This is a genomic window from Rhodopseudomonas sp. P2A-2r (assembly GCF_026015985.1).
Classification (GTDB): domain Bacteria; phylum Pseudomonadota; class Alphaproteobacteria; order Rhizobiales; family Xanthobacteraceae; genus Tardiphaga.
Window position 1 is genome coordinate 5,259,914 of the sequence record NZ_CP110389.1, and the last position, 21,234, is coordinate 5,281,147.

18 protein-coding genes and 1 pseudogene are annotated in these 21,234 nt (G+C 62.7%); 12 read left to right on the top strand and 7 right to left on the bottom strand.

The window, feature by feature from the left end:
- Positions 1-42 precede the first annotated feature (42 nt).
- The 3 genes and pseudogenes from ONR75_RS25340 (at position 43) to ONR75_RS25350 (ending at position 2,768) form a co-directional block, all read left to right on the top strand.
- Positions 43-288, top strand: coding sequence for a hypothetical protein (locus ONR75_RS25340; RefSeq protein ID WP_265079681.1), 246 nt, complete (start codon positions 43-45; stop codon positions 286-288).
- A 138-nt stretch (positions 289-426) separates the two neighbouring features.
- On the top strand, positions 427-1,344 hold the full coding sequence (locus ONR75_RS25345) for a class I SAM-dependent methyltransferase (RefSeq protein ID WP_265079682.1): 918 nt from the start codon (positions 427-429) through the stop codon (positions 1,342-1,344).
- Positions 1,345-1,575: 231 nt separating this feature from the next.
- Positions 1,576-2,768 (top strand): annotated as a pseudogene (locus tag ONR75_RS25350) (CaiB/BaiF CoA transferase family protein).
- 3 nt (positions 2,769-2,771) lie between these two features.
- Here ONR75_RS25350 and ONR75_RS25355 read toward each other — a convergent pair.
- The 5 genes from ONR75_RS25355 to ONR75_RS25375 form a co-directional block, all read right to left on the bottom strand.
- Positions 2,772-4,289: a tripartite tricarboxylate transporter permease gene (locus ONR75_RS25355; RefSeq protein WP_265079683.1), complete on the bottom strand. Its 1,518-nt coding sequence runs from the start codon at positions 4,287-4,289 to the stop codon at positions 2,772-2,774.
- A gap of 10 nt (positions 4,290-4,299) precedes the next feature.
- The gene (locus ONR75_RS25360) at positions 4,300-4,842 is read right to left on the bottom strand and encodes a tripartite tricarboxylate transporter TctB family protein (protein WP_265079684.1); all 543 of its coding nucleotides are present in this window, start codon (positions 4,840-4,842) and stop codon (positions 4,300-4,302) included.
- 164 nt (positions 4,843-5,006) lie between these two features.
- The gene (locus ONR75_RS25365; protein WP_413776386.1) at positions 5,007-6,002 is read right to left on the bottom strand and encodes a tripartite tricarboxylate transporter substrate binding protein; all 996 of its coding nucleotides are present in this window, start codon (positions 6,000-6,002) and stop codon (positions 5,007-5,009) included.
- Between the two features lie 166 nt (positions 6,003-6,168).
- Positions 6,169-6,966 carry an enoyl-CoA hydratase/isomerase family protein gene (locus ONR75_RS25370; RefSeq protein WP_265079685.1) on the bottom strand — a complete coding sequence of 266 codons (798 nt, stop codon included), beginning with the start codon at positions 6,964-6,966 and terminating at the stop codon, positions 6,169-6,171.
- A 94-nt stretch (positions 6,967-7,060) separates the two neighbouring features.
- Entirely contained in the window at positions 7,061-8,257 is a 1,197-nt protein-coding gene (locus ONR75_RS25375; protein WP_265079686.1) for a pyridoxal-phosphate-dependent aminotransferase family protein, read from the bottom strand.
- A 923-nt stretch (positions 8,258-9,180) separates the two neighbouring features.
- Here ONR75_RS25375 and ONR75_RS25380 point away from each other — a divergent pair.
- The 3 genes from ONR75_RS25380 to ONR75_RS25390 are packed head-to-tail and all read left to right on the top strand — an operon-like array spanning position 9,181 to position 13,571.
- A complete protein-coding gene (locus ONR75_RS25380) occupies positions 9,181-12,132 on the top strand; it encodes an FAD-binding and (Fe-S)-binding domain-containing protein (protein WP_265079687.1) in 2,952 nt (983 codons plus the stop codon).
- A gap of 30 nt (positions 12,133-12,162) precedes the next feature.
- Entirely contained in the window at positions 12,163-12,594 is a 432-nt protein-coding gene (locus tag ONR75_RS25385) for a GlcG/HbpS family heme-binding protein (RefSeq protein ID WP_265079688.1), read from the top strand.
- A gap of 53 nt (positions 12,595-12,647) precedes the next feature.
- A complete protein-coding gene (locus ONR75_RS25390; RefSeq protein WP_265079689.1) occupies positions 12,648-13,571 on the top strand; it encodes a glycosyltransferase in 924 nt (307 codons plus the stop codon).
- Between the two features lie 59 nt (positions 13,572-13,630).
- On the opposite strand, the gene ONR75_RS25395 is transcribed toward ONR75_RS25390, so the two are convergent.
- A complete protein-coding gene (locus ONR75_RS25395; protein ID WP_265079690.1) occupies positions 13,631-14,431 on the bottom strand; it encodes an enoyl-CoA hydratase/isomerase family protein in 801 nt (266 codons plus the stop codon).
- A 28-nt stretch (positions 14,432-14,459) separates the two neighbouring features.
- Complete coding sequence (locus tag ONR75_RS25400) at positions 14,460-15,125, bottom strand: glutathione S-transferase family protein (protein ID WP_265079691.1); 666 nt, start codon at positions 15,123-15,125, stop codon at positions 14,460-14,462.
- A 1,710-nt stretch (positions 15,126-16,835) separates the two neighbouring features.
- On the opposite strand from ONR75_RS25400, the gene ONR75_RS25405 reads away from it, so the two are divergent.
- The 6 genes from ONR75_RS25405 (at position 16,836) to ONR75_RS25430 (ending at position 20,954) form a co-directional block, all read left to right on the top strand.
- Complete coding sequence (locus ONR75_RS25405; RefSeq protein ID WP_265079692.1) at positions 16,836-17,150, top strand: hypothetical protein; 315 nt, start codon at positions 16,836-16,838, stop codon at positions 17,148-17,150.
- Positions 17,151-17,478: 328 nt separating this feature from the next.
- Positions 17,479-18,054 (top strand): RNA polymerase sigma factor, encoded by a 576-nt coding sequence (locus ONR75_RS25410; protein ID WP_265079693.1) that lies wholly within the window; start codon positions 17,479-17,481, stop codon positions 18,052-18,054.
- A gap of 10 nt (positions 18,055-18,064) precedes the next feature.
- Positions 18,065-18,310 (top strand): hypothetical protein, encoded by a 246-nt coding sequence (locus tag ONR75_RS25415; protein WP_265079694.1) that lies wholly within the window; start codon positions 18,065-18,067, stop codon positions 18,308-18,310.
- Positions 18,307-18,843: a hypothetical protein gene (locus ONR75_RS25420; RefSeq protein ID WP_265079695.1), complete on the top strand. Its 537-nt coding sequence runs from the start codon at positions 18,307-18,309 to the stop codon at positions 18,841-18,843. The genes ONR75_RS25415 and ONR75_RS25420 overlap by 4 nt, the downstream gene beginning before the upstream one ends.
- A 123-nt stretch (positions 18,844-18,966) precedes the next feature.
- A complete protein-coding gene (locus tag ONR75_RS25425) occupies positions 18,967-19,374 on the top strand; it encodes a DUF6634 family protein (protein WP_265079696.1) in 408 nt (135 codons plus the stop codon).
- Positions 19,371-20,954, top strand: a complete 1,584-nt coding sequence (locus ONR75_RS25430; protein ID WP_265079697.1) for an AAA family ATPase — start codon at positions 19,371-19,373, stop codon at positions 20,952-20,954. The genes ONR75_RS25425 and ONR75_RS25430 overlap by 4 nt, the downstream gene beginning before the upstream one ends.
- The last annotated feature ends 280 nt before the right edge of the window (positions 20,955-21,234 follow it).

The following is a 21,234-nucleotide window of genomic DNA, read 5'->3' on the forward strand; positions in this document are numbered from 1 at the left end:
AAACACTGTCCGCCCAGTTGATGCACATCAGGGTGCGGCCGGATGACCGGCCACGACGACCGCGGCCTGCCGCGCAATCGTGACTGCGTTGAAGACGCCGCCGATGGCCCCCAATTCCAAGTGTTTACCGAAACTTTTCCTCAGAGGGAAATGCCGGCCGACGCCCTTCCTTTGGCCGCGATCGTGAATTTTCGGGTGATACCGCGCCCCGGATCAGCACATTCGCATCCTGAAAATATTCAATTTTTCAGATATTTAAACGATTTTGCGACGCGTGCGGTGCGGTGAAGCCGCGGGCACAGCGAATAATGATTTATGGTTAACCGTCCGTTAACGGCTCGGTGCCATCCTGAACGCCGATTGAGCTGGGGAGCGTCAATAAAAATCTGCTGATCCGCGATGACGATTGGCTGCAGGAGGCTCGCTATGAACATGAGGGTGTGTGAATACCCCGCCACCACGGTGCCGGACTTTCTTCTGGAGTCCTCATTCTGGCTTCCGCAGCACAATGTGCCGTCAGCCTGGATTGGACATGCTCCGTTTGCCTTCTGGCTTGTGAACGTCATGAAACCCCGCAGCATCGTGGAACTCGGCGTGCATTGCGGCTTCTCGTACCTCGCCTTCTGCCAGGCCGTGAAGAAGACGGGCATCGACTGCGCATGCAGCGGAATCGATACCTGGCGCGGTGACGAGCACGCGGGTCTGTACGGCCAGGAAATCTACGACAATCTGCTCGATCTGCACCGCCCCTACGCCAGCACATCGCGACTGATCCGTTCGACCTTCGACGAGGCGCAGTGCCAGTTTGCCGATGGGTCCATTGACCTGTTGCACATCGACGGCCGGCATCACTACGAAGACGTGCGCCGCGACTTCGAATTCTGGAAGCCGAAGCTGTCGAACCGGGCCGTTGTGCTCTTCCACGATACCAACGAACCGGGCTTCGGGGTCGGCCGGTTCTGGGCCGAATTGACTGCGGTCTACCCCCACTTCGAATTCAAGCATGCGCACGGCCTGGGCGTGCTGGGAGTCGGCTCCGACATGCCCGTGCGGTTGAAGCAGCTGTTCGATCTTTCGGACATCAACGATATCGCCCAACCGATTCGCCAGGCCTATGAGCGCCTCGGTCAGTCGGTGATCGACAGGCAGGAAACGCTGCGGCTCGCTGACGTCGTTCGCACCTATCAGAACAGCCTCTCATGGCGTCTGACAGCTCCGCTCAGAATGGCGAACCGCCTCGCGAAGTCGGTCGTCGCGCGGTTGAGCCATCGCGTGCCGGTGCCGCGCCAGGCAGGACGGCCTTCGATCTTTGCAAATCCTGCGGTCCGCCACTTACAATCCTGATCGGAACCTGCACAGCTGGTTCCTGACGGATTAAGCAGACGACACGCGCCCGAACCTTCGCGCTGCAAAAACAGATAAATCAGCGGTGACGTTGCGTGCCGTCGGGCGATCCTGAATAACGACGCATGACAACGGACCGGGTTTGCGCGAAGAATTGCACGGCGACTGACCCGCCCCCTCTCTGTCCGTGCATCCTGATTCCTCTCCCAACTCCCAACCCGAGCTTTCCGCATGACATTCCCGCGCGCTTCTTCGGCCTTGTCCCGCTTCACTGTGCTTGACCTGACCCGCATTCGCTCGGGACCGACGGCCGTCCGTCAGCTGGCCGACTGGGGCGCCAATGTCATCAAGATCGATGCCCTGACCGACGACGCCGGCGGTGAGCAACCGGGCGGCCCCCGCCAGGGCTCCGATTTCCAGAACCTGCACCGCAACAAGCGGGCGATGACCCTGAACCTGAAGGACCCCCAGGGCCTCGCGGTGTTCAAGCGGTTGGCTGCCAAGGCCGACGTGGTGGTCGAGAATTTCCGGCCGGATGTCAAAGCCCGCCTCGGCATCGATTACGAAAGCCTGCGCGACATCAATCCCGGCATCGTCTATGGCAGCATCTCCGGCTTCGGGCAGGATGGGCCCTACCACAAGCGGCCGGGTTTCGATCAGATCGCCCAGGGCATGGGCGGGCTGATGTCGATCACCGGCGCGCCGGGCGAAGGCCCGATGCGGGTCGGCATTCCCGTCGCCGACCTCACCGCCGGCCTGTTCTGCGCCATGGGCATATTGACGGCGCTGCTGGAGCGCGACGTCTCCGGCCAGGGCCAGTGGGTGCAGACCTCGCTGCTGCAGGCGCAGATCTTCATGCTGGATTTCCAGGCCGCGCGCTGGCTGATGGAAAAGGATGTCCCCAAACAGGCCGGCAACAACCACCCTACCAGCATCCCCACCGGCGTGTTCAAGACCTCCGACGGCTACATCAACATCGCCACCACCGGCGGCAAGATCTGGGAGCGTTGCGCCCAGGCGATCGGTGCGCCGGAACTGGTGACCAATCCGGACTACGCCACCGCCCCGGCGCGCTCCAGGAATCGCGATGCGCTCAGCGCCGAGATCAACGCCCGCACTGAAAAAAGACCACCGACGAATGGGTCAACGGACTCAATGTCGCCGGCGTGCCCTGCGGACCAATCTATTCTGTCGACCAGATGTTCGCCGACGAACAGGTCAAACACCTCGGCATCGCCCAGGACGTGCCCAACGACCAGGGCCGCGACATCCGGCTGGTCGGCCAGCCGTTCACGCTGTCGCGCACACCGAGCAAAATGGCGGCAAGACCGCCGGAAGTCGGCGAGCAGACCGAGGAGCTCTTGGCGGAGTTCGGTTTCAGTGCCGACGAGATCGCGGCGCTGCGCGACGGCAAGGTCGTGTGAGGTTCAGCCCGCCACCCGCACCGGCCGCATCATGCGGCCGACGCCAACAAATACCCTGTCGATCACCGGCCAGAACAATAGCGCGATCGCCAGCGTGGTGATCGAACCGACAAGACCATTCGACCAGAACACGCCGACGCTGCCGCCGGAGCCGATCATGGACAGCCGGAACGCATCCTCGGCGCGGCTGCCCAGCACCAGCGCCAGCGTGAACGGCGCCAGCGGAATGCCGATCTTCTTGAAGACATAGCCGACCACCCCGAAACCGAGCATCAGCCAGATATCGAACATGGCGTTCTGGATCGCATAGGCACCGATAGCGCAGGACACCACGATCATCGGCGCCACCGCGGCGAACGGCACCCGTAGGATGGAGGCGAAGATCGGCACCGTGGTCAGCACGATGACGAGGCCGACGACATTGCCGAGATACATCGAGGCGATCAGGCCCCAGACAAAATCCTTGTGCTCGACGAACAAAAGCGGCCCGGGATTGAGCCCCCACACCATCAGGCCGCCCAACAGGATCGCCGCCGTGCCGGAGCCGGGAATGCCGAGCGCCAGCATCGGCAGCAGCGCCGCGGTGCCCGAGGCATGCGCCGCGGTTTCCGGCGCGAACACGCCCTCGATGCGACCCTTGCCAAAACTGTCCGGATCTCTAGAGAAACGTTTGGCCAAGTTGTACCCCATAAAGGAGGCAGCGATCGCGCCGCCCGGTGTGATGCCGAGCCAGCAGCCGATCACTGACGAGCGCAGCAGCGTCACCCAGTAGCGCGGCAGATCCTTCCAGACGCTGATGACGGTGCGCAGGCTGATCTTGGCGGCATGGCCGCGCAGCGCCAGGCGCTCTTCCATGGTCAGCAGGATTTCGCTGATGCCGAACAGGCCGATCACGGCGACGAGAAAATTGATGCCGCGCAACAACTCGTTGGAGCCGAAAGTCATGCGCAACGTGCCGGACACCGTGTCCATGCCGACGCCGGCAATCAGCAGACCCAGCGCCATGGAAATGATGGTCTTGTGCTTGTCTTCGCGGCCGAGGCCGACGAAGGAGCAGAATGTCAGCAGATACACCGCGAAGAATTCGGGCGGGCCGAACTTCAGCGCGAAGGACGAAATCATCGGCGCCAGGAAGGTGATCAGCAGCACCGCCACCAGCGAGCCGATGAACGACGAGGTGAAGGCCGCGGTCAGCGCCTCCGCAGCGCGGCCCTGCTGTGCCATCGGATAGCCGTCGAAGGTGGTGGCCACCGACCACGCTTCGCCGGGAATGTTGAAGAGAATCGAGGTGATGGCGCCGCCGAAAAGCGCGCCCCAATAGATGCAGGACAGCATCACGATGGCCGAGGTCGGGTCCATTGTGAAGGTCAGCGGCAGCAGGATAGCGACACCATTGGGGCCGCCGAGGCCAGGCAGCACGCCGACGAAGATACCGAGCACCAGGCCCACCACCATCAGAGCCAGGATCTTCCAGGTCATGAGCACGGCGAAGCCGTGCAGCAGCAGTCCGAAGGCTTCCATCAGATCAGTCCTAGCGGCCGAAGGCCGCTTCGAGCGGTCCCTTGGGCATGATGACGTCGAAGGCGATGTCGAAGGTGGCGAACATGATCGCGGTGAAGACGAAGGCTGTCAGCAACGACTTCCACCACGCGATCTTGCCGACCAGGCGCATGAAGCCGGCTATCAGCAGGAAGCTCGCGACATAGAGACCGAGGTATTGCATCGCCAGGCAGAAGGCGGTCGTCGGCAGAAACACCAGCATCACGCGGCGCAATTGCGCGCGTGTAACAAAAGCGTCCGACGGCACGGCGCGGGCCAGCAACGTGGTCACGAGGCCATACAGGCTGGCACCACCGAGGATCACCGAGAGATAGAACGGGAAGTAACCGGGTTGCGGCCCGGTGTCGTCCCAGGAAATGCCGGTTGCGTAGTTGTCGATGCCGAGCGTGACCGCGAGGGCGAGCAGCAGCAGATAGGCGACGATCTCGACCGTGCGGGTGCTGCAGACCACCGGCGAATCCGGCTCAGGTGCGGTGGGATCGTCGACGATGATTTCGAGGTCGGTATTGGACATGGAATTATTTCTGAGGCGTGAGGTACGTTTCCCGGACGCGGTGCGGCATTCTTATGCCGCTCCGCAGATCCGGGATCCCGGTTGATCGAAGGAAGCTGGGCCCCGGATCTGCGACGCACCACGCCGCTTCGCAGCGTATTGCGTCGCGTCCGGGGAACGTGCTCCTACTTCGCGACAAACCCCGCTTCGGTCATCAATGACTTGTTCAGCGCGTCGTCCTCTTCGAGGAATTTCAGCATCGCATCGCCCTTGAGGAAGATCGGCTTCAGCGCCTGCTTCTCCATGTAGTCCTTGTATTCTGCGGTCTTCGTCACCTTCTCGAACAGGTCGACATAGAACGCCTGCTGCTCCGGCGTCACCTTGCCGGGCAGGAACATGGCGCGCAGCATGAGGTACTGCACGTCAAGGCCTTCCTCCTTGCAGGTCGGGATGTCGTTCCACGACTGCGTCTCGGTGACCTTGGCGGTGTAGCCGATGCGCTCCTTGTCGAACACGCAGAGCGCGCGGACCTGGCCGGCGCGCCAGACTTCGAGATTTTCCGAGGGATTGTTGACGTTGGCTTCGGTGTGGTTGCCGACCAGCTGCGTCGCCGCCTCGCCGCCGGACTTGTACGGCAGGTAGGAGAATTTCGCGCCGGTGCGCTTTTCCATAAACACCGTAAGCACGTGGTCCTCGCGCTTGGAACCGGTGCCGCCCATCTTGAATGGCGACGGGGCAGTTTTTGCTGCTGCGATAAAATCCTTCACGGTCTTGGGGCCGGCAGCATTGTCCCACAGCACGAACTGATCCATCGCCACCACCGACACGGGCGTCAGGTCTCGCCAGTTGAACGGGATTTTGGCGGACAGCGGCAGCATGTAGATCAGCGAATAGGCGATCAGCACCTTGTTGGCGTCGCCTTCGCTGGACTTCATGTAGATCAGCGCTTCGGCGCCGGACGCCCCGCCCTTCAGCGAGACGATCACCGGGGCCTTCATCAGATTGTTCTTCTGGATCGCGGCTTGCATCATGCGCGCCATCTGGTCGGAAGCGCCGCCGGCGCCCGCCGCCACCACGATCTCCACCGGCTTGGTCGGTTCCCACGCGGCTGACGCCGACATTGCCGGCGCGCTGGCCAGCACCGCCGCAAGCGCGGCTGTAGCCCCATTCAACTTGATCATGCGTTCTTCCCTGGTTCGTTGAGCGCGGACTCGAAACGGCCCGTTTGATAGTCGGTAGTGTGCGGTTTATTCGACGTGACTTCAAGCATGCGAGGGGCATACACAAGACGACTTTGGTAGGTCGCTCTTCACCTCTCCCCGGTTGCGGGGAGAGGGAACAAGTCGCTTATTTGCCCTGCCAGTTCGGCTTGCGCTTGTTGAGGAACGCATCCATGCCCTCGCGGAAATCCTCGCTCATATAGGCCTTGAGCACGAGGTCCTGGCCTTCCTCGCGGGTCAGCTTGGGGCGCAGGCGGCGCACCGCTTCCTTGGTGACTTCCAGGGTGATCGGCGCGTGGCTGGCGACCAGTCGCGCGATCTCCAGCGCGCGGCGCTGCAGCGTCTCGACGTCGGGCACGATCTCGTTGATCAGGCCGAGCGCCAGCGCCTCATCCGCCTCGATCAGGCGCGCGGTGAAGATCATGTCCTTGGTGCGCGCCGGCCCGACCAGCGCCATGACGCGGCTGATGTTGGACATCGACAGGCAGTTGCCGAGGGTGCGGGCGATGGGGAAGCCCATGCGGGTCGCTGATGTGCCGATGCGCAGGTCGCAGCAGGCGGCAATGCCGGCGCCGCCGCCGGTACAGGCGCCGGCGATCGCGGCGATGGTCGGCACCCGGCAGGTTTCCAGCGCGGTCAGCACGCGGTCGATGCGCGCTTCATAGTCGAGGGCATCCTGCGCGGTCTTGAAGGCGCGGAACTGGGAGATGTCGGTCCCCGAGGCGAACGCCTTGTCGCCGGCGCCGGTCAGGATCATCGCCTTGACGGAATGATCGGTGTTGGCGGCCTCGCAGATCTCCGCCATCCGCTCATACATCGAGAACAGCATGGCGTTGCGGGCTTGCGGACGGTTGAAGGTGATGTGGGCGATGCCGTCGGTGACGGAATAGATCAGGTCTTCGGATGCGGGCGTCGGCGCGTTCATGATGTTCTTTCTCGTGATGCAGCTCCACGCCGCGAAGCACCGTAACGGCCGGAGCGCAGGCGCTCCAGCCGCGTTTCGGGATAACAGAATTGCCTCAGGCGACGGCGGTCTTCAGCTGCACCACTTCCCTACCCTTCAGCACTTCCATCGCCGCCATCACGCCGCCGGCGCGGTGCGGGACCTTGGCGAGATCGAGACCCATCTCGACGCCGGACAACGTGCCCATCAGCATCAGGTCGTTGAAGTGGCCGATATGACCGATGCGGAAGATCTTGCCCTTCCACTTGGCCAGACCCGTTCCCAGCGACATGTCGAAGTTCTCCAGCACGACCTTGCGGAACGCATCAGCGTCGTGGCCTTCGGGCATCATCACCGCGGTCAGCGCCGGCGAGTGGTCGTGCGCCTCGATGGAGACCGTCTCGAGGCCCCAGGCCTTCACCGCGGCGCGGGCGGCGGCGCCATGGCGCTTGTGGCGGTTGAACACGTTCTGGAGCCCCTCCTCCTCCAACATGGCGATGGCTTCCTTGAGCCCGTAGAGCGCGTTGGTGACCGGCGTATAGGGCCAGGAGCCGAGCTTGTTGGCGTTGATGACCTCCTGCCAGTCCCAATAGGCGCGGTACGAGCTGTTGGCCTTCGAGGCCGCCAGCGCCTTCTCGGAGATCACGTTGAAGCCGAGCCCGGGCGGCAGCATCAGTCCCTTCTGCGAGCCGGCGACGGTGACGTCGATGCCCCAGGCGTCGTGCTCGTATTCCAGCGAACCGATGCCGGAGACGGTATCGATCATCAGCAGCGCCGGGTGCCTGGCGCGGTCCATCGCAGCACGCACTTCCTGGGGATGCGTGACGCAGCCGGTCGAGGTCTCGTTGTGGACCACCATCACCGCCCTGATGGCGTGTGCCTTGTCGGCCTGCAGTCGGGCCTCGATCTGGACCAGATCGGCGCCGTGGCGCCAGTCGCCGGGAACGAGTTCGACGTCGAGCTTGAACTTCTCGGCAATGTTGCGCCACAGCGCGGCAAACTGGCCGGTTTCGGCCATCAGCACCTTGTCGCCCGGCGACAGCGTGTTGACGATGGCGGCTTCCCAGGCGCCGGTCCCCGACGACGGATAGATGATCACCGGCTGCTTGGTCTTGAAAATGCGCTGCGATCCGGCCAGCACGTTGTGGCCGAGTTCGGCGAATTCCGGACCGCGGTGATCCAGCGTCGGCATGTCCATGGCCCGCAGCACCCGGTCGGGCACATTGGTCGGACCCGGAATCTGCAGAAAGTGTCTTCCAGTGTGTACGGTCATGGTCTGTCCTTCCCAGGGCGTATTTTTTGGTTCGGCGCCCGGATATCACTTTTCCCGACCCTTGTCCCGCATCTGGTATACCAGAGCGTCCAAGAAAAACGTGGAGCAGCCATGAGGTTTTGTTATCCGTTTGGGTGCAGTGCAGCGTCGCGCGCAAACGCCGAATGTCCGATTTGAATGTCAAACAGCCAGCCGCTCTTGTTCTCGCGGCGCCGATGGCGTCCGAGGTGTGAGCAGATCTCCCCTCCAGACATGAGGGGAGCGGCGCGCCGGCAGGCGCGGGGGATGGTGGTTGGGACGCGATCCGCCATGCCGTCGCAACGGCGAAGCGGGTCGCGGCGCCTGCGGGCGCGCCACCGCGAGGTTTATGGCGAGGGGACCGTACTTCCGGGCTGGCACGTGCACTCCCTGTGGGAGCCACTCCGGCGGGATTTCGCCCGCCTTTCGCCATCCGCGTCCAGCCACTCAAGGCAGAGCCCCCGTAGTAGGGCCCGGACGGTGACCCCAGCCTCCCGGGGCGTGGTTGCGAGGCGCGCGCGCGGGACACCGGATCCTGCTCCACTACCAAGACGCCTCATGACAGCGCCCCTCGCTGAGCAGGACGATGAGACTATAAGTTTGACATAGGATTTTTATCAATATCGACGATGAGGAAATTTGCATCGTGTTCTTGCGCCGCCGCTGCCGTTTCCCGGACGCGCTGCGGCATGGCGATGCGCAGCATCGCATGCTGCTGCGCAGATCCGGATCCAGGTACACCTCATTCAAGCGGGCCGGATCTGCGAAGCACCACGCCGCCCGCGAGGTTACGCATCGCGCGCGGCGCGCCACATCGCGTCCGGGGAACGAGACTTACCCGCTTGCCCGCCTTGCCAAGCCAAAACCCGGATGCAAGACAGGGCGCAGGCGCGGGAATGGAATCGATGGCGAAGACGGCGACAATCCGGAGTGCGGCGGCGGACAGCGCGCTGGCGGCAAGGCTCAGGCGCGAGACCTCGGGCGACGTGTTGTTCGACGCCTTCAGCCGTGGCCGCTATGCCACCGACGCCTCGATCTACCAGATCGTGCCGTTCGGCGTGGTAGTGCCGCGCACGATCGAGGAAGCGCTGCGGGCGCTGGCGATCTGCGCCGACGACGGCCGCGTCGTCACCCCGCGCGGCGGCGGCACCTCGCAATGCGGCCAGACCGTCAATGACGGCATCGTCATCGACCTCTCCAAGCATCTCAACAAGATCATCTCGCTGGATGTCGCGAACCGCACCTGCGTGGTCGAGCCCGGCATCGTGCTCGACGACCTCAACCGCCAGCTCAAGAAGCACGGGCTGTGGTTTCCAGTCGACGTCTCCACCGCGTCGCGCGCCACCATCGGCGGCATGGCCGGCAACAATTCCTGCGGCGGCCGCTCGCTGCGCTACGGCACCATGCGCGACAACACGCTGGCGATGGACGCCGCTTTGACCGATGGATCGCTGCTGCATTTCGGCGAGGTCAATGCCGACGGCGGCGACACCCCTCAATTGTTTCGCGACATGCTGGCGTTGGGCCAACGCGAGGCCGGCGAGATCGCCGAACGCTTTCCGCAAGTGCAGCGCCGGGTCGGCGGCTACAATCTCGACGCGCTGGTGCCGAAGAACAGCGCCAACAACATGGCGCATCTGCTGGTCGGCTCCGAGGGCACGCTGGCCTTCACCACCCAGGTCGAGCTGAAGCTGTGGCCGCTGATCACCAACAAGGTGCTCGGCGTCTGCCATTTCGGCAGTTTCTACCAGGCGATGGAATCGACCCAGCGCCTGGTGAAGCTGAAGCCGATCGCCGTCGAACTGGTCGACCGCACCATGCTGGGGCTCGGCCGCGACATCGACATGTTCAAGTCGATCATATCAACCGCCGTGCGCGGCGACCCGGATGCCGTGCTGATCGTCGAATTCGCCGAGGAGAGCCAGGCCGACAATCTCGCCAAGCTGAAGCAGCTCGGCGAGCTGATGGGCGACCTCGGCTTTTCCTGGGAGAATGCCAAGCGCAAATGGGGCGGCGTGGTCGAGATCGTCGAGCCCGCGCTGCAGACCGGCATCGCCGAATTCCGCGCAGCCGGCCTCAACGTCATGATGTCGATGAAGCAGGAGGGCAAGCCGGTGTCCTTCGTCGAGGACTGCGCGGTGCCGCTGCCCAATCTGGCAGACTACACCGCGCGGCTCAACGGCATCTTCGTCAAGCACGGCACCACCGGCACCATGTATGCGCACGCCTCCGAAGGCTGCCTGCATGTGCGCCCGGTGCTCAATCTCAAGCTCGAGCAGGACGTCAAGGCAATGCGCGCCATCGCCGAGGAAACCTTCGAGATGGTGCGCGGCTACAAGGGCTCGCATTCCGGCGAGCATGGCGACGGCCTGGTGCGGTCGGAATTCCACGCCGCCATGTTCGGCCCGCGCATCGTGCACGATTTCGCCGCCGTGAAGCGGCGCTTCGATCCCGGCAACATTCTCAACCCCGGCAAGATCGTCAATCCGCCGAAAATGGACGATCGCTCGTTGTTCCGCTTTGCGCCGGATTACCGCGTCGATGAATTCGCGACCGCGCTGGACTGGTCAGCTTGGCCGGGCGCTGGCGGCGGCTTCCAGGGCGCGGTGGAGATGTGCAACAACAACGGCGCCTGCCGCAAGCTCGAGGGCGGCGTGATGTGCCCGAGCTACCGCGCCACCCGCGACGAGAAGGATGTGACGCGCGGGCGCGCCAACACGCTGCGGCTAGCGATCTCCGGCCAGCTCGGCCCGGATGCGCTGACCTCGGACGAAATAGCCGAGACCATGCAGCTGTGCGTGTCCTGCAAGGCCTGCCGTCACGAATGCCCGACCGGCGTCGACATGGCGAAGATGAAGATCGAGGTGCTGGCCGCGCGCGCGGCGAAATACGGTCTGTCGCTGCGCGACCGGCTGGTCGGCTATCTCCCGCATTACGCTGCCATCGCCGGAACGCTGGCGCCGCTGGCCAACCTGCGCAACAGAAGTCCGTTGTTGCGCAAGCTGCTGGAGTGCTACGCCGGCATCAGCGCCAGGCGCGACCTGCCGGCATGGCGCCGCGATGCGTTTCGCAGCGACGCCGAAGCCGTCGGCCCCGCCGATGGCCGCGAGGTGGTGCTGTTCGCCGACACCTTCAACCGCGCCTATGAGCGCGAGAATATCGATGCTGCAATCCAGGTGCTGGTGGCCGGCGGCTACCGCGTGCATCTGCCTGTTGCGGCAGACAAGGGCCGCGCCCTGTGTTGCGGCCGCACCTTCCTCTCCGCGGGGCTGGTGGACCAGGCGCGCGCCGAGCTGGACAGGCTGGTTGTCACCTATGCGCCCTTCGCGGCGCGCGGCGTGCCCATCGTTGGCCTCGAGCCGAGCTGCCTGTTGACCCTGCGCGACGAGCTGCTGTCGCTGCGCTCCGACGATGCCGCCAGAAGCGTCAGCGCCCAGGCGCTGCTGTTCGAGGAATTCCTGGTCCGCGAGGCCGAGGCCGGACGCCTGCAGCTGCCGCTCGGCCCTATCGCCGAGAAGGCGATGCTGCATGGCCATTGCCACCAGAAATCCTTCGGCGCGTTCAAGCCGGTCGCGCAGATCCTGCGGCTGATCCCGGACCTTGCGGTCGAGATCATCGAGTCGAGCTGCTGCGGCATGGCCGGGGCCTTCGGCTATGGCGCCGACACCTATGAAGTGTCGATGCAGATGGCCGAGGCGTCGCTGCTGCCCGCGGTGCGCAAGGCGGACGCCACCACCCTGATCGTCGCCGACGGCACGTCGTGCCGGCACCAGATCCACGACGGCAGCGCCCGCGACGCGCTGCATGTGGCCCGGCTGCTGGCCATGAGCCTCGACAGCGCCGCCACCCGCCACTAGTTTGCCGCCAGATCACAAAGGACAGATTTCATGGCCGACCTCTCCCTCGACACCGCCCGCAAGATTCTCGACGCCGCGCTCGCGAAGGTGATCGAAAAGAAGATGAAGCCGATGGCCATCACCGTGCTCGACGCGCGCGGCTGCGTGAGGGCGTCATTGGCGCAGGACGGCACCAGCCTGATGCGCGGCGAGATCGCCTACGGCAAGGCCTACGGCGCCCTGTCGCTCGGCATCGGCTCGCGCGCTATCTTCCAGCGCGCCCAGGAGCAGCCCTATTTCGTCGACGCTATCAGCACCATGACCAAGGGAGCGATGATCCCGGTGCCCGGCGGCGTGCTCATCATGGACACATCCGGCTCCCTGCTCGGCGCCGTCGGCATCTCCGGCGACACCTCGGACAATGACGAGATCGCCGCCGTTGCCGGCATCGAAGCGGCCGGCCTGAAAGCCAATCCCGGCTAGGCCGCGGCTGCGGACTGCGAGATCGAGCAAGCGCGCCTGACGGGACGTCCCACATGACCACACGCGATCGCGTCGCAGTCCTCATCCCGTGCTTCAACGAGGAAGTCGCCATCGCGACGGTCGTCGCGGACTTCCGCCGCGTGCTGCCCGACGCCCGGATCTATGTCTACGACAACAACTCCACCGACGGCACCAGGGCCGTCGCCCTAGCGGCCGGTGCGGAGGTGCGCAGCGAGCGCCGCCAGGGCAAGGGACATGTGGTGCGGCGGATGTTTGCCGATATCGACGCCGACATCTATCTGCTGGTCGACGGCGACGCGACCTATGACGCGGCTTCCGCGCCACGCATGCTCGAGACGCTGACGGGCAATCACCTCGACATGGTCGTGGGACGGCGCATCCAGCAGCACAAGGCCGCCTACCGGACCGGGCACCGCACCGGCAACTCCTTGCTGACCGGATTTCTGGCCACCGTCTTCGGGCAGGACTTCAAGGACATCCTGTCCGGCTACCGGGCATTTTCCCGTCGCTTCGTGAAGTCGTTTCCGGTGCTGTCCGACGGCTTCGAGATCGAGACCGAACTCAGCGTCCACGCGCTGCAGCTCGCGCTGCCGATCGCCGAGATCGAAACGCCGTACTTCGCGCGGCCCGAAGGCTCGGTCAGCAAGCTGAGCACCTGGCCGGACGGCCTGCGCATCCTCGGCACCATCCTGAAGCTCTACCGCACCGAGAAGCCGCTGCGCTTCTTCGGCGCCATCGGACTGTTTCTGGCCATCGTCGCCGTCGGTCTCGCCGTGCCGGTGGCCGTGACCTATTTCGAAACCGGTCTGGTGCCGCGACTGCCCACCGCCGTGCTGTCGACGGGGATGATGATCCTCGCAATGCTGTCGATCTCGTCGGGCCTGGTGCTCGACACCGTGACGCGCGGACGCCGCGAAGTGAAACTGCTGGCCTACCTCGCCCAGTCGGCGAACTAGATGCTCAATTGCCGGTTTCGCGAACCTGACAAAGACAGCGCTCCGAGCATCGCGTCTTGCTACTTCCCCGGCCACACCGGCTTGCGCTTCTCGGCAAAGGCCTTGAGCCCTTCTTTGGCGTCCTCGGTCATCGCCAGCAGCGCGATCTGGCTTTCGGTGTAGGCGATGCTCTCGTCGAACGACATCGATGCGATGGCGCGCATGGCGTATTTGCCGCGGCGGATCGCGGTCGGCGACTTGTCGACGATGCGCGCGATCAGCCAGTCGATCTTGGCGTCGAGTTCGGCAGCCGGCACCACATGGTTCAGCAAGCCCGCCGCCTGGGCCGCCCGAGCGTCGAACGGCTCGCCGGTGATGCACCATTCGTTGATCAGCCGGCGCGGCGCGGTCGAGTGCAGCAGGCTCAGCACCTGCATCGGAAATACCCCGACCTTGACCTCGGGCAGTCCGAACACTGCCTGCTCTGCCGCCACTGCCAAGTCGGTCATGCACAACAGCCCCATGCCGCCGGCCATGCAGGTGCCGTTGACGCGGGCGATGGCCGGTTTTGTCGACGCCTGCGACAGCCGCAGCAGGTCGGCGAAGTCGGCATTGGGCTTGGAGAAATCCGCGGCGAAGGCCGCGCCGGTGTTCTGCAGGTCGGCGCCGGCGCAGAACGCCTTGTCGCCGGCCCCGGTCAGCACGATGACCCGCACCTCGGCATCGTCATGGGCGGCGCGATAGCCGCGCGCGATTCCGGCGATCACCTCGCCGTTCATGGCGTTACGCTTGTCCGGCCGGTTGATGGTGATCCACAGCGCCTGCCCGCGCTTGTCGAGAAGCACGCTGTCGCCGGAGGTGACGCCGTCAGTCGCTTTCATGGAATCGCTCGCTGCATATGTGGACGAATCAGAAGGAGCTGCCCTGGCTGCGCCGCGGCACGCCCTGCGCGTCACTCGCTACATTTTCCGCCTCGACCGCGCTGCGATAGCCGTCGCGTGCCTGGAGGCGCTGCCAGTAGGCGGCGACCGACGGGCCGAAATGTGCCGACAATCCCAGCCGCTGCGCCAGCAGCAGCGCATAGCCGACGGAAATATCCGCGGCGGTGAAGCGCCCGGCGCACATGAATTCGGATGTTGCGGTGACGGCTTCGATCGCCCGCAACCGGCCGAGGAACCACTTCGAATAATCCTCCACCACCTGCGGATGGCGGCGCTCCTCCGGCTCCAGTTGCGAATAGCGCAGCACCAGCGTCTGCGGAAAGGTCAGCGTCGCCTCCCCAAAATGCAGCCAGTTCAGGAATGCGCCGTAGGCCGCTTCGTCGATCCCCACCGCCAGCGGCGTCGGGCCGTACTTCGTGACGAGATACTGCGCGATCGCGGCCGACTCCGTCATACGCGTGTCACCGTCAAGCAGAAGAGGAATGGTGCCGAGCGGGTTGATGCCGAGATAATGCTTGGCATGGACGCGCGGCGGGAACGGCAGCATCTTGAGTTCGTAGGGCAGCCCGAGCTCTTCCAGAGTCCACAGCGGCCGGAACGAACGCGCCGCGGCGCAATGATAGAGCGTCATCATCCGGCGGATTCCTCTGCTGCGCACAGCCCGAGGCCAGCGTCGTCCCGACGTAGTCTCACCAATGAGGCTTCGTCAAGGCCCCCTCAGTGAGGTTCGGCGCATCGAGGCGGTGACTATGACCCTCTAGATATCACCGATCTAAGCAAGATTTTCGACTTCAAGGGAATACCGGCCGTTGTGCTCGCCATCGTTCCTTGAACTTCTGCCAGCGTGGCTAATCTAAATACTCACTTGGTATTAGACAGCACTCACGAACTAGAGGGCGCCACATAGCCGCCAACGTAGGAGCGTGCTCCGCCCGTATAGACCACGTCGTGCGGCCAACAACGTCTTCGATGGGGATCGGATGCCCCACCGCATGACCACGCTGGAGGTAGCGCAGCTCTGAGCACCCGTCCAACATGGCATGGGGGCGTGTCATTCTATACACTACGCCCCGGCAGGCGATCCAGTTCCAGAGCCGCTCATCCATCGTCTCGCGTTAGCGTTCGCAACGATTTCCTTCAATTGACTGGAAGCAAGTGACGGCATTTCCTTCGCATCCGATTCAACACTTTGAAACAGCGATTCAAAGACGTGCAAGTGCGTTGCAAAGTTCGGTAAACCTGATTCATATCGACATAATTCCGATTCAGATCCCATGATTTCCGTTACTTTGATTATGTAGGGTGACTACCCCTTCCGATCTTGGCGGCGGACGGCGATTTCCGAACATGTGCCGCGCCACCAGCCATTGGTTCAGCAATTGGACGCCATCTCGCTCTGTCGGCAGCCTTTTCCAATTCCCAGACACATCGAAATCAGTTGCCGCGTACGCGATCGCAGTTGCGCATTTACGATTCAAACTCAGAGAATGACGATTCAAAACTCGAAATCTTCGTTTCATCGTTCAATAGCCGCGCTGCAGACATGGCAAAATCCACGCAAGTGAGCTCCGCATTTTGAAACATCTGATTCAAAGCCCGATATTTACGTTGCAAAGTTCGATATCGATGATTCGAGATCAGACAGCGCCGATTCAATGTTAAGTATATGCGTTGCATTCCTTGAATGACGCTTAAGCTATTGATCTGTAACGGGGCGACCGCAAGATTTCGCCATGCGCAAGCTCACCTACGTTCCCGGAGACTGCTTAGTCAGGCTTTCCCCCGTGTTTGATGTTCGGGGCAACCCGGGGCAAGTTGCGCAAACAGCAACTAAAGTTGCACCAGACGCAGAAGCAGTTGCGCATTTTTGATTCAAAGTTCGAAAATGGCGATTCAAAGCCAGATATCTTCGTTTCAATCCTCGAGTTCTGCGTTGCAGAGTCCGATATTTCCGATTCAGAAGTGATGTGGGTGAGGCGCCGCGGGAGCGACGTTCACGCGTTGACGGGGGACTAGTCGCTTTCCTCCATCGATTGCGATCTCCGAGACGCGACATGGGTTCGCTAAAACGCCCGGCCTCCGATCGTCTTTCCCGCCTGGTCAAACGCCCGTAACGACCCCGGTCCTTCCGACGGTCCGTCCGATTTCTCGAAGGTCGCTCGATATCACCTGATTTTCTCTGCATTCAGCCATGGGTTTGGTTTCGACCAGCATCGAGGCCTGGTCGAAGGAAAGAATCTCTGCCGGCGCAGATTTGTCGCTTGCTTCGACCAGACGCATACTGGAATGGCTGGAACGTGTGTCACGGAGGCCAGCGTAACGAACACTATTCGGAGGATTGCTGATGCGCAGACCGATCACGCAACGCCGCGCTGAGCAAGCAGAGCAGCAGCGGGCGTATCGCTTGCAGCAGACTGCGTTGCGCAAACCGTCGCGTGACGATGTGGCGAGGGTGGCGCTCCACCTGATGATCACTGAAGCTCTGCGCACCCCGGATGCTAAATTCGGGTCGTGGTGTGATCACTTCGTTTTGCTCCTGGAAGCCCAGGGTTTCGACCGTGATGCTGCATATCGCCGAATTGACCAACTGGTGGAGCGCTACGCTGACGGCTGGCTAGCACAGCGCAAGCCTCATCTGGCACGGCCGGGCGCGGGTTGACGCCCAGCAGTTGGTGTATTCCCCCGTTACTTCACCCAACGGCGTTGACGTCTGAATCGCCTTCCAGACTGCCGCTCGCAAGGTGCCTGGACTGTTTTCGGGCGGGCCGTGACGCACCTTCCGGAAGCACTTCCCCAGCCGCCGGCTTCATTCGGCCAGTATATCGAGTGGCTGTCGGATCTCCGGCCAGGCGTTGGATGCCGCAATGGGACGCTGGCTGGATGGTTGACCAGATGAGGCCAGCGAGCGGGCGGTCCACAAAATAGGATCTAGATCCTAGACAACCCTTTGGGATCCTGCCAGGTTCGCCCCAGGCAAAGGAGCGCACATGTCACCGTCCAGGTTTCCCCCGAAATATATCGAACGCATCATCGCTCTGCGGCCGGCCCTGCGCCGCCAGGCCACGTTTCTGATCGGTAGACGGACCCAGATCGGTGCCCCTGACGATTACGTACAGGACACGATGATCACTGCGCTGATGAGCGCGGATCGGTATGCCGAGGACAATCTGTCCGGCTGGTTGATGTCCATTCTGAACAGCCACATCCGGAATGCGCGCCGCCGCGCTCACGTCCGCACCTCGGTGCCACTGTCGCCGGTGACTACGGATGACGGCGATGCAGTAACGATCGACCTGCCGGTCGCCGCGCCCCAGGAACTCAGGCTTGACGTCGCCGATGCGTTGGCAGCGCTTTCTACGTTGCGGGTGGTCGATCAAGAGATCATCTATCTCGCGCGGATCGAAGAACTGTCGCATGACGAGATCGCGGCACGGCTCGGATTGCCGATCGGCACCCTGCATGCGCGGTTGTCCCGCGCAACCGAGCGGTTGCGCGCTGCATATGACGCAGAACCGGGCGGGCCGGAGACGCTGGGTTGCGCTCGTTCTCGTCGTGCCGCGTGAGAATGCCATCATGACCATGCAGATTTATCTGGTCGCCGGTCTCAACGGCGGCGGCGGCCGCAGCCTGACCGCTGCGCTGCTCGCGTACGGACTGCACTTACAGGATAGACCGACGATCCTGGTGCGACAGACCTACCATGGCCTTCTCTCGACGATTGAGCCGCTCGAGGCAACGCTACCGGTAACGTGCTGCGAGCTGATGCTGCCAGCCCCTATGCGCTTCCGTCGGACCTCAGCGCCGGACTGGCGACCATGATCCACAGCGCCGACGCTCGCTTTGTGACCGCGTTGCGCGAGATGGCCATGGCCGAGGTAGGCAAAGACGGACATGTCGTAGTGGATCTATGCTGCAACGAGCGCGCCGCGAATGCCGCCACTATGCGCGATGCGTCAATGGTGCTGATACCGGCGCGCGCGTCGGTTCTAGAAATCGATTGGGCGGTGCGCACCTTCGCGCGGGCCCGCGACGTCCAGCGTTATCGTGATATCGCCGTGCCGACGCTCATCGCAACCATTGTTCCGGACAGCGGGCGTACCCACCAGATAGATGTGCTGGGTCGCATGCTGCGCGACTGCGATCCGCATCGCGAACTCCTGCCGGGTGAGCCGCGGGAGGTGGCAATCGAGGTCCCGTTCCTCGACGAGAGTACCCTGATGACGCTCTTCGACGAACGCTCGATCTGGCAGAATCCGCTTTTGAGCGCTCAATGCCGCGCCTTCGCGACAGCAGCGGCGGTTCGGGCCGATGCGTTCATGCTCATGCTGGCTGAAGATGACGGTGATCTTTGACGTTCAAGCGAACTCCGTCAGCCGCCCGTGGTCTCAACAGCATTGCTTGCCGGATGGGCGTGCCAACGCAGGCAGCCTTGGTGCCTCCCCCGGTTGACCCGTTCTGACCAACGAAAGACTTCCATGCTGACCAAAATGTTTCCATTTCTCGATCCAGTCCACATCACGCGCGCATTATCAGACCGGCTACAAGCGTTGGCCAAGGATTGCCTCATGCTCGAACATGACCTCACGTTCGTGACGGCGCGTTTGCGCACCGCACCAATGCTCGATTCCTATGTCCCCGTGCTCTCTCCGCTCGGCCTGCATCTCGTCGGCCAGGTCACGCAGCATCCGCTACTAGGATCGCGCAGAATCGTCACTTCACAGGTCTGGGTTGCCGATCCGGAAGGACACTGGGCTCGAACTTTATCACGATTCTACCGGCTGGGACGCCCCGCCGATCCCGACGATTGCGATCGCATCCTCGCAACCTCGCCGTTTACGTTCGACGGCTGCGACGAAGCCGGCTGGTCCGGAGACGTCAATTGAACCACGACGACGACGACGGCAATGATGCCTTGAGCCCCCGTGAAGTCGATCCGGACACTGTCGCAAACGGCGCTGCGGCAGATTCAGCCGATAGCGAGTTGGAGCGTCTCAAAGGCCTGCCAAGAATTTTGCGATACGCTATGCTGTCCAGGGAAAACCGCGACGAAGTCGTCGCGCAACGCCTCGTTGCGGAGATCGATGAACTCTACCCTAATCTCCCGCAAAACGCCGTATGGGCTGCCACCCAGGACGCCGAAAGCGGTCGCGCTCTCGCTGCCGAACTCGACCGCCTCGCTGTGATAGCGGACCTGCCGCTTTTGCGCAGCCTGAGTGACTGCGTTCGATTGCTGTCGCTGTCGGTGCCACACGACTTCGAAAGCTTCACAGCCTACCGGCGCGTCACGCGCGCCATGATCCACGCCCTGCATCAGGTTGCCGCACATCTCGAGGATCAGCAGTGCGCGGACCTCGAAGAATTAGTCTACGGTTTTGCCGCGCTGCCCGCCGCGAAAGGGTTGACCGATGGTACTCGCCATTGGCCGGCGATAAGCAGCGCGGTGTACCTGGGCGACCGGTCGGCGCGCCATCGCATCCGCGCCGCAGTCGTCAATGCGACGAACTATATCCGCCGTGACATGGAGACAAGTCAGACGGTCAGGCCATCGCATCAACCGGCCGCAGATTCCACAATGCGCGATCAGCTAACGATCGAGCCGATTGCTGAGCACCATGTGACCGTCGGGCGCATGTCTGAGACCGAGATGAAGGCCCTTAAACTTACAGAGCCGCTGAAACACGTTCTGCGAACTTCGTTGCCGCTCATCCATACACCTCCCCTCGACCGCGTCCGCGCGGCATTGTTCGCCGAATTTCCCTATGCCATCGATGTCATCGATTTCACACTTACAGACCTCGTCAGCCGTCCCACTGTGCGGTTGCGACCGCTGCTGCTCGTCGGCGAACCGGGCGGTGGAAAATCCCGATTCGCCCGCCGGCTCGGCGAGGTTTTGGGCTTGACCATCTGGCGCAATGACGCCGCACAATCAGACGGTAACACCTTTGCCGGCACCGATCGGCGATGGAACACGGCCCAACCATGCCATGCCTTCCTCGCGATTGCCCGGGGCAAAACCGCCAATCCTTTTGTATTGATCGACGAGATCGAAAAGACCAGCACGCGCAATGATTACGGTCGGTTGTGGGATTGTCTGCTTGGCCTGTTGGAGTCCGAAACAAGCGCTTGTTATCCGGATCCTGCATTGCAGATCCCGCTCGATCTAAGCCACGTGAACTACATTGCGACCGCCAACACAATTGATCCACTTCCCCTTCCGCTCCTCGACCGCTTCAGGATCATTGCGTTTCCAAAACCGACAATCCGGGATCTTGATGCGCTGTTGCCTGTGATGATCAGAGGTCTTGCCGCCGATCGCGGCATTGATAACCGCTGGATCACTCCGCTCGATGCCCATGAACTCGCCAGCGTCACTGCCGCGTGGCCCGGTGGATCCGTGCGTCATCTGCGACGTATTCTTGAGATTATCATTCAGACCCGCGATCGAATGGCGTCCAAGCATTGAAGTCTATTTCGCAACACGTCGACAAGAACTCTGGCCCGAAGCTGCCACCCAGGGAATTGCCATCCTGGTTAGATACTCGAGATGTTGCATTATCCGATCCGGAGCCCTGCAAACCCTCACGGATCTTCAATAATCCTTCAAGGAACGGTCTTTGCTTTGGTGGACGCAAGACGACAAGCGCATGGCCTTTGGTCTACCTGCGCGCAATCGAATACCGACGCCTTTAAATGTGAGATCCTCGGTGAGGTTAGTCACCAACCGACCGCTACCGGCTGCGCTT

Coding starts and splice junctions, on each gene's coding strand:
- ONR75_RS25405 (WP_265079692.1), top strand. CDS start 16,836: ATGCGCAGACCGATCACGCAACGCCGCGCTGAGCAAGCAGAGCAGCAG.
- ONR75_RS25370 (WP_265079685.1), bottom strand. CDS start 6,966: ATGAACGCGCCGACGCCCGCATCCGAAGACCTGATCTATTCCGTCACC.
- ONR75_RS25340 (WP_265079681.1), top strand. CDS start 43: ATGACCGGCCACGACGACCGCGGCCTGCCGCGCAATCGTGACTGCGTT.
- ONR75_RS25375 (WP_265079686.1), bottom strand. CDS start 8,257: ATGACCGTACACACTGGAAGACACTTTCTGCAGATTCCGGGTCCGACC.
- ONR75_RS25390 (WP_265079689.1), top strand. CDS start 12,648: ATGACCACACGCGATCGCGTCGCAGTCCTCATCCCGTGCTTCAACGAG.
- ONR75_RS25410 (WP_265079693.1), top strand. CDS start 17,479: ATGTCACCGTCCAGGTTTCCCCCGAAATATATCGAACGCATCATCGCT.
- ONR75_RS25360 (WP_265079684.1), bottom strand. CDS start 4,842: ATGTCCAATACCGACCTCGAAATCATCGTCGACGATCCCACCGCACCT.
- ONR75_RS25400 (WP_265079691.1), bottom strand. CDS start 15,125: ATGATGACGCTCTATCATTGCGCCGCGGCGCGTTCGTTCCGGCCGCTG.
- ONR75_RS25345 (WP_265079682.1), top strand. CDS start 427: ATGAACATGAGGGTGTGTGAATACCCCGCCACCACGGTGCCGGACTTT.
- ONR75_RS25420 (WP_265079695.1), top strand. CDS start 18,307: ATGATCCACAGCGCCGACGCTCGCTTTGTGACCGCGTTGCGCGAGATG.
- ONR75_RS25415 (WP_265079694.1), top strand. CDS start 18,065: ATGACCATGCAGATTTATCTGGTCGCCGGTCTCAACGGCGGCGGCGGC.
- ONR75_RS25395 (WP_265079690.1), bottom strand. CDS start 14,431: ATGAAAGCGACTGACGGCGTCACCTCCGGCGACAGCGTGCTTCTCGAC.
- ONR75_RS25380 (WP_265079687.1), top strand. CDS start 9,181: ATGGCGAAGACGGCGACAATCCGGAGTGCGGCGGCGGACAGCGCGCTG.
- ONR75_RS25385 (WP_265079688.1), top strand. CDS start 12,163: ATGGCCGACCTCTCCCTCGACACCGCCCGCAAGATTCTCGACGCCGCG.
- ONR75_RS25355 (WP_265079683.1), bottom strand. CDS start 4,289: ATGGAAGCCTTCGGACTGCTGCTGCACGGCTTCGCCGTGCTCATGACC.
- ONR75_RS25425 (WP_265079696.1), top strand. CDS start 18,967: ATGCTGACCAAAATGTTTCCATTTCTCGATCCAGTCCACATCACGCGC.
- ONR75_RS25365 (WP_413776386.1), bottom strand. CDS start 6,002: ATGATCAAGTTGAATGGGGCTACAGCCGCGCTTGCGGCGGTGCTGGCC.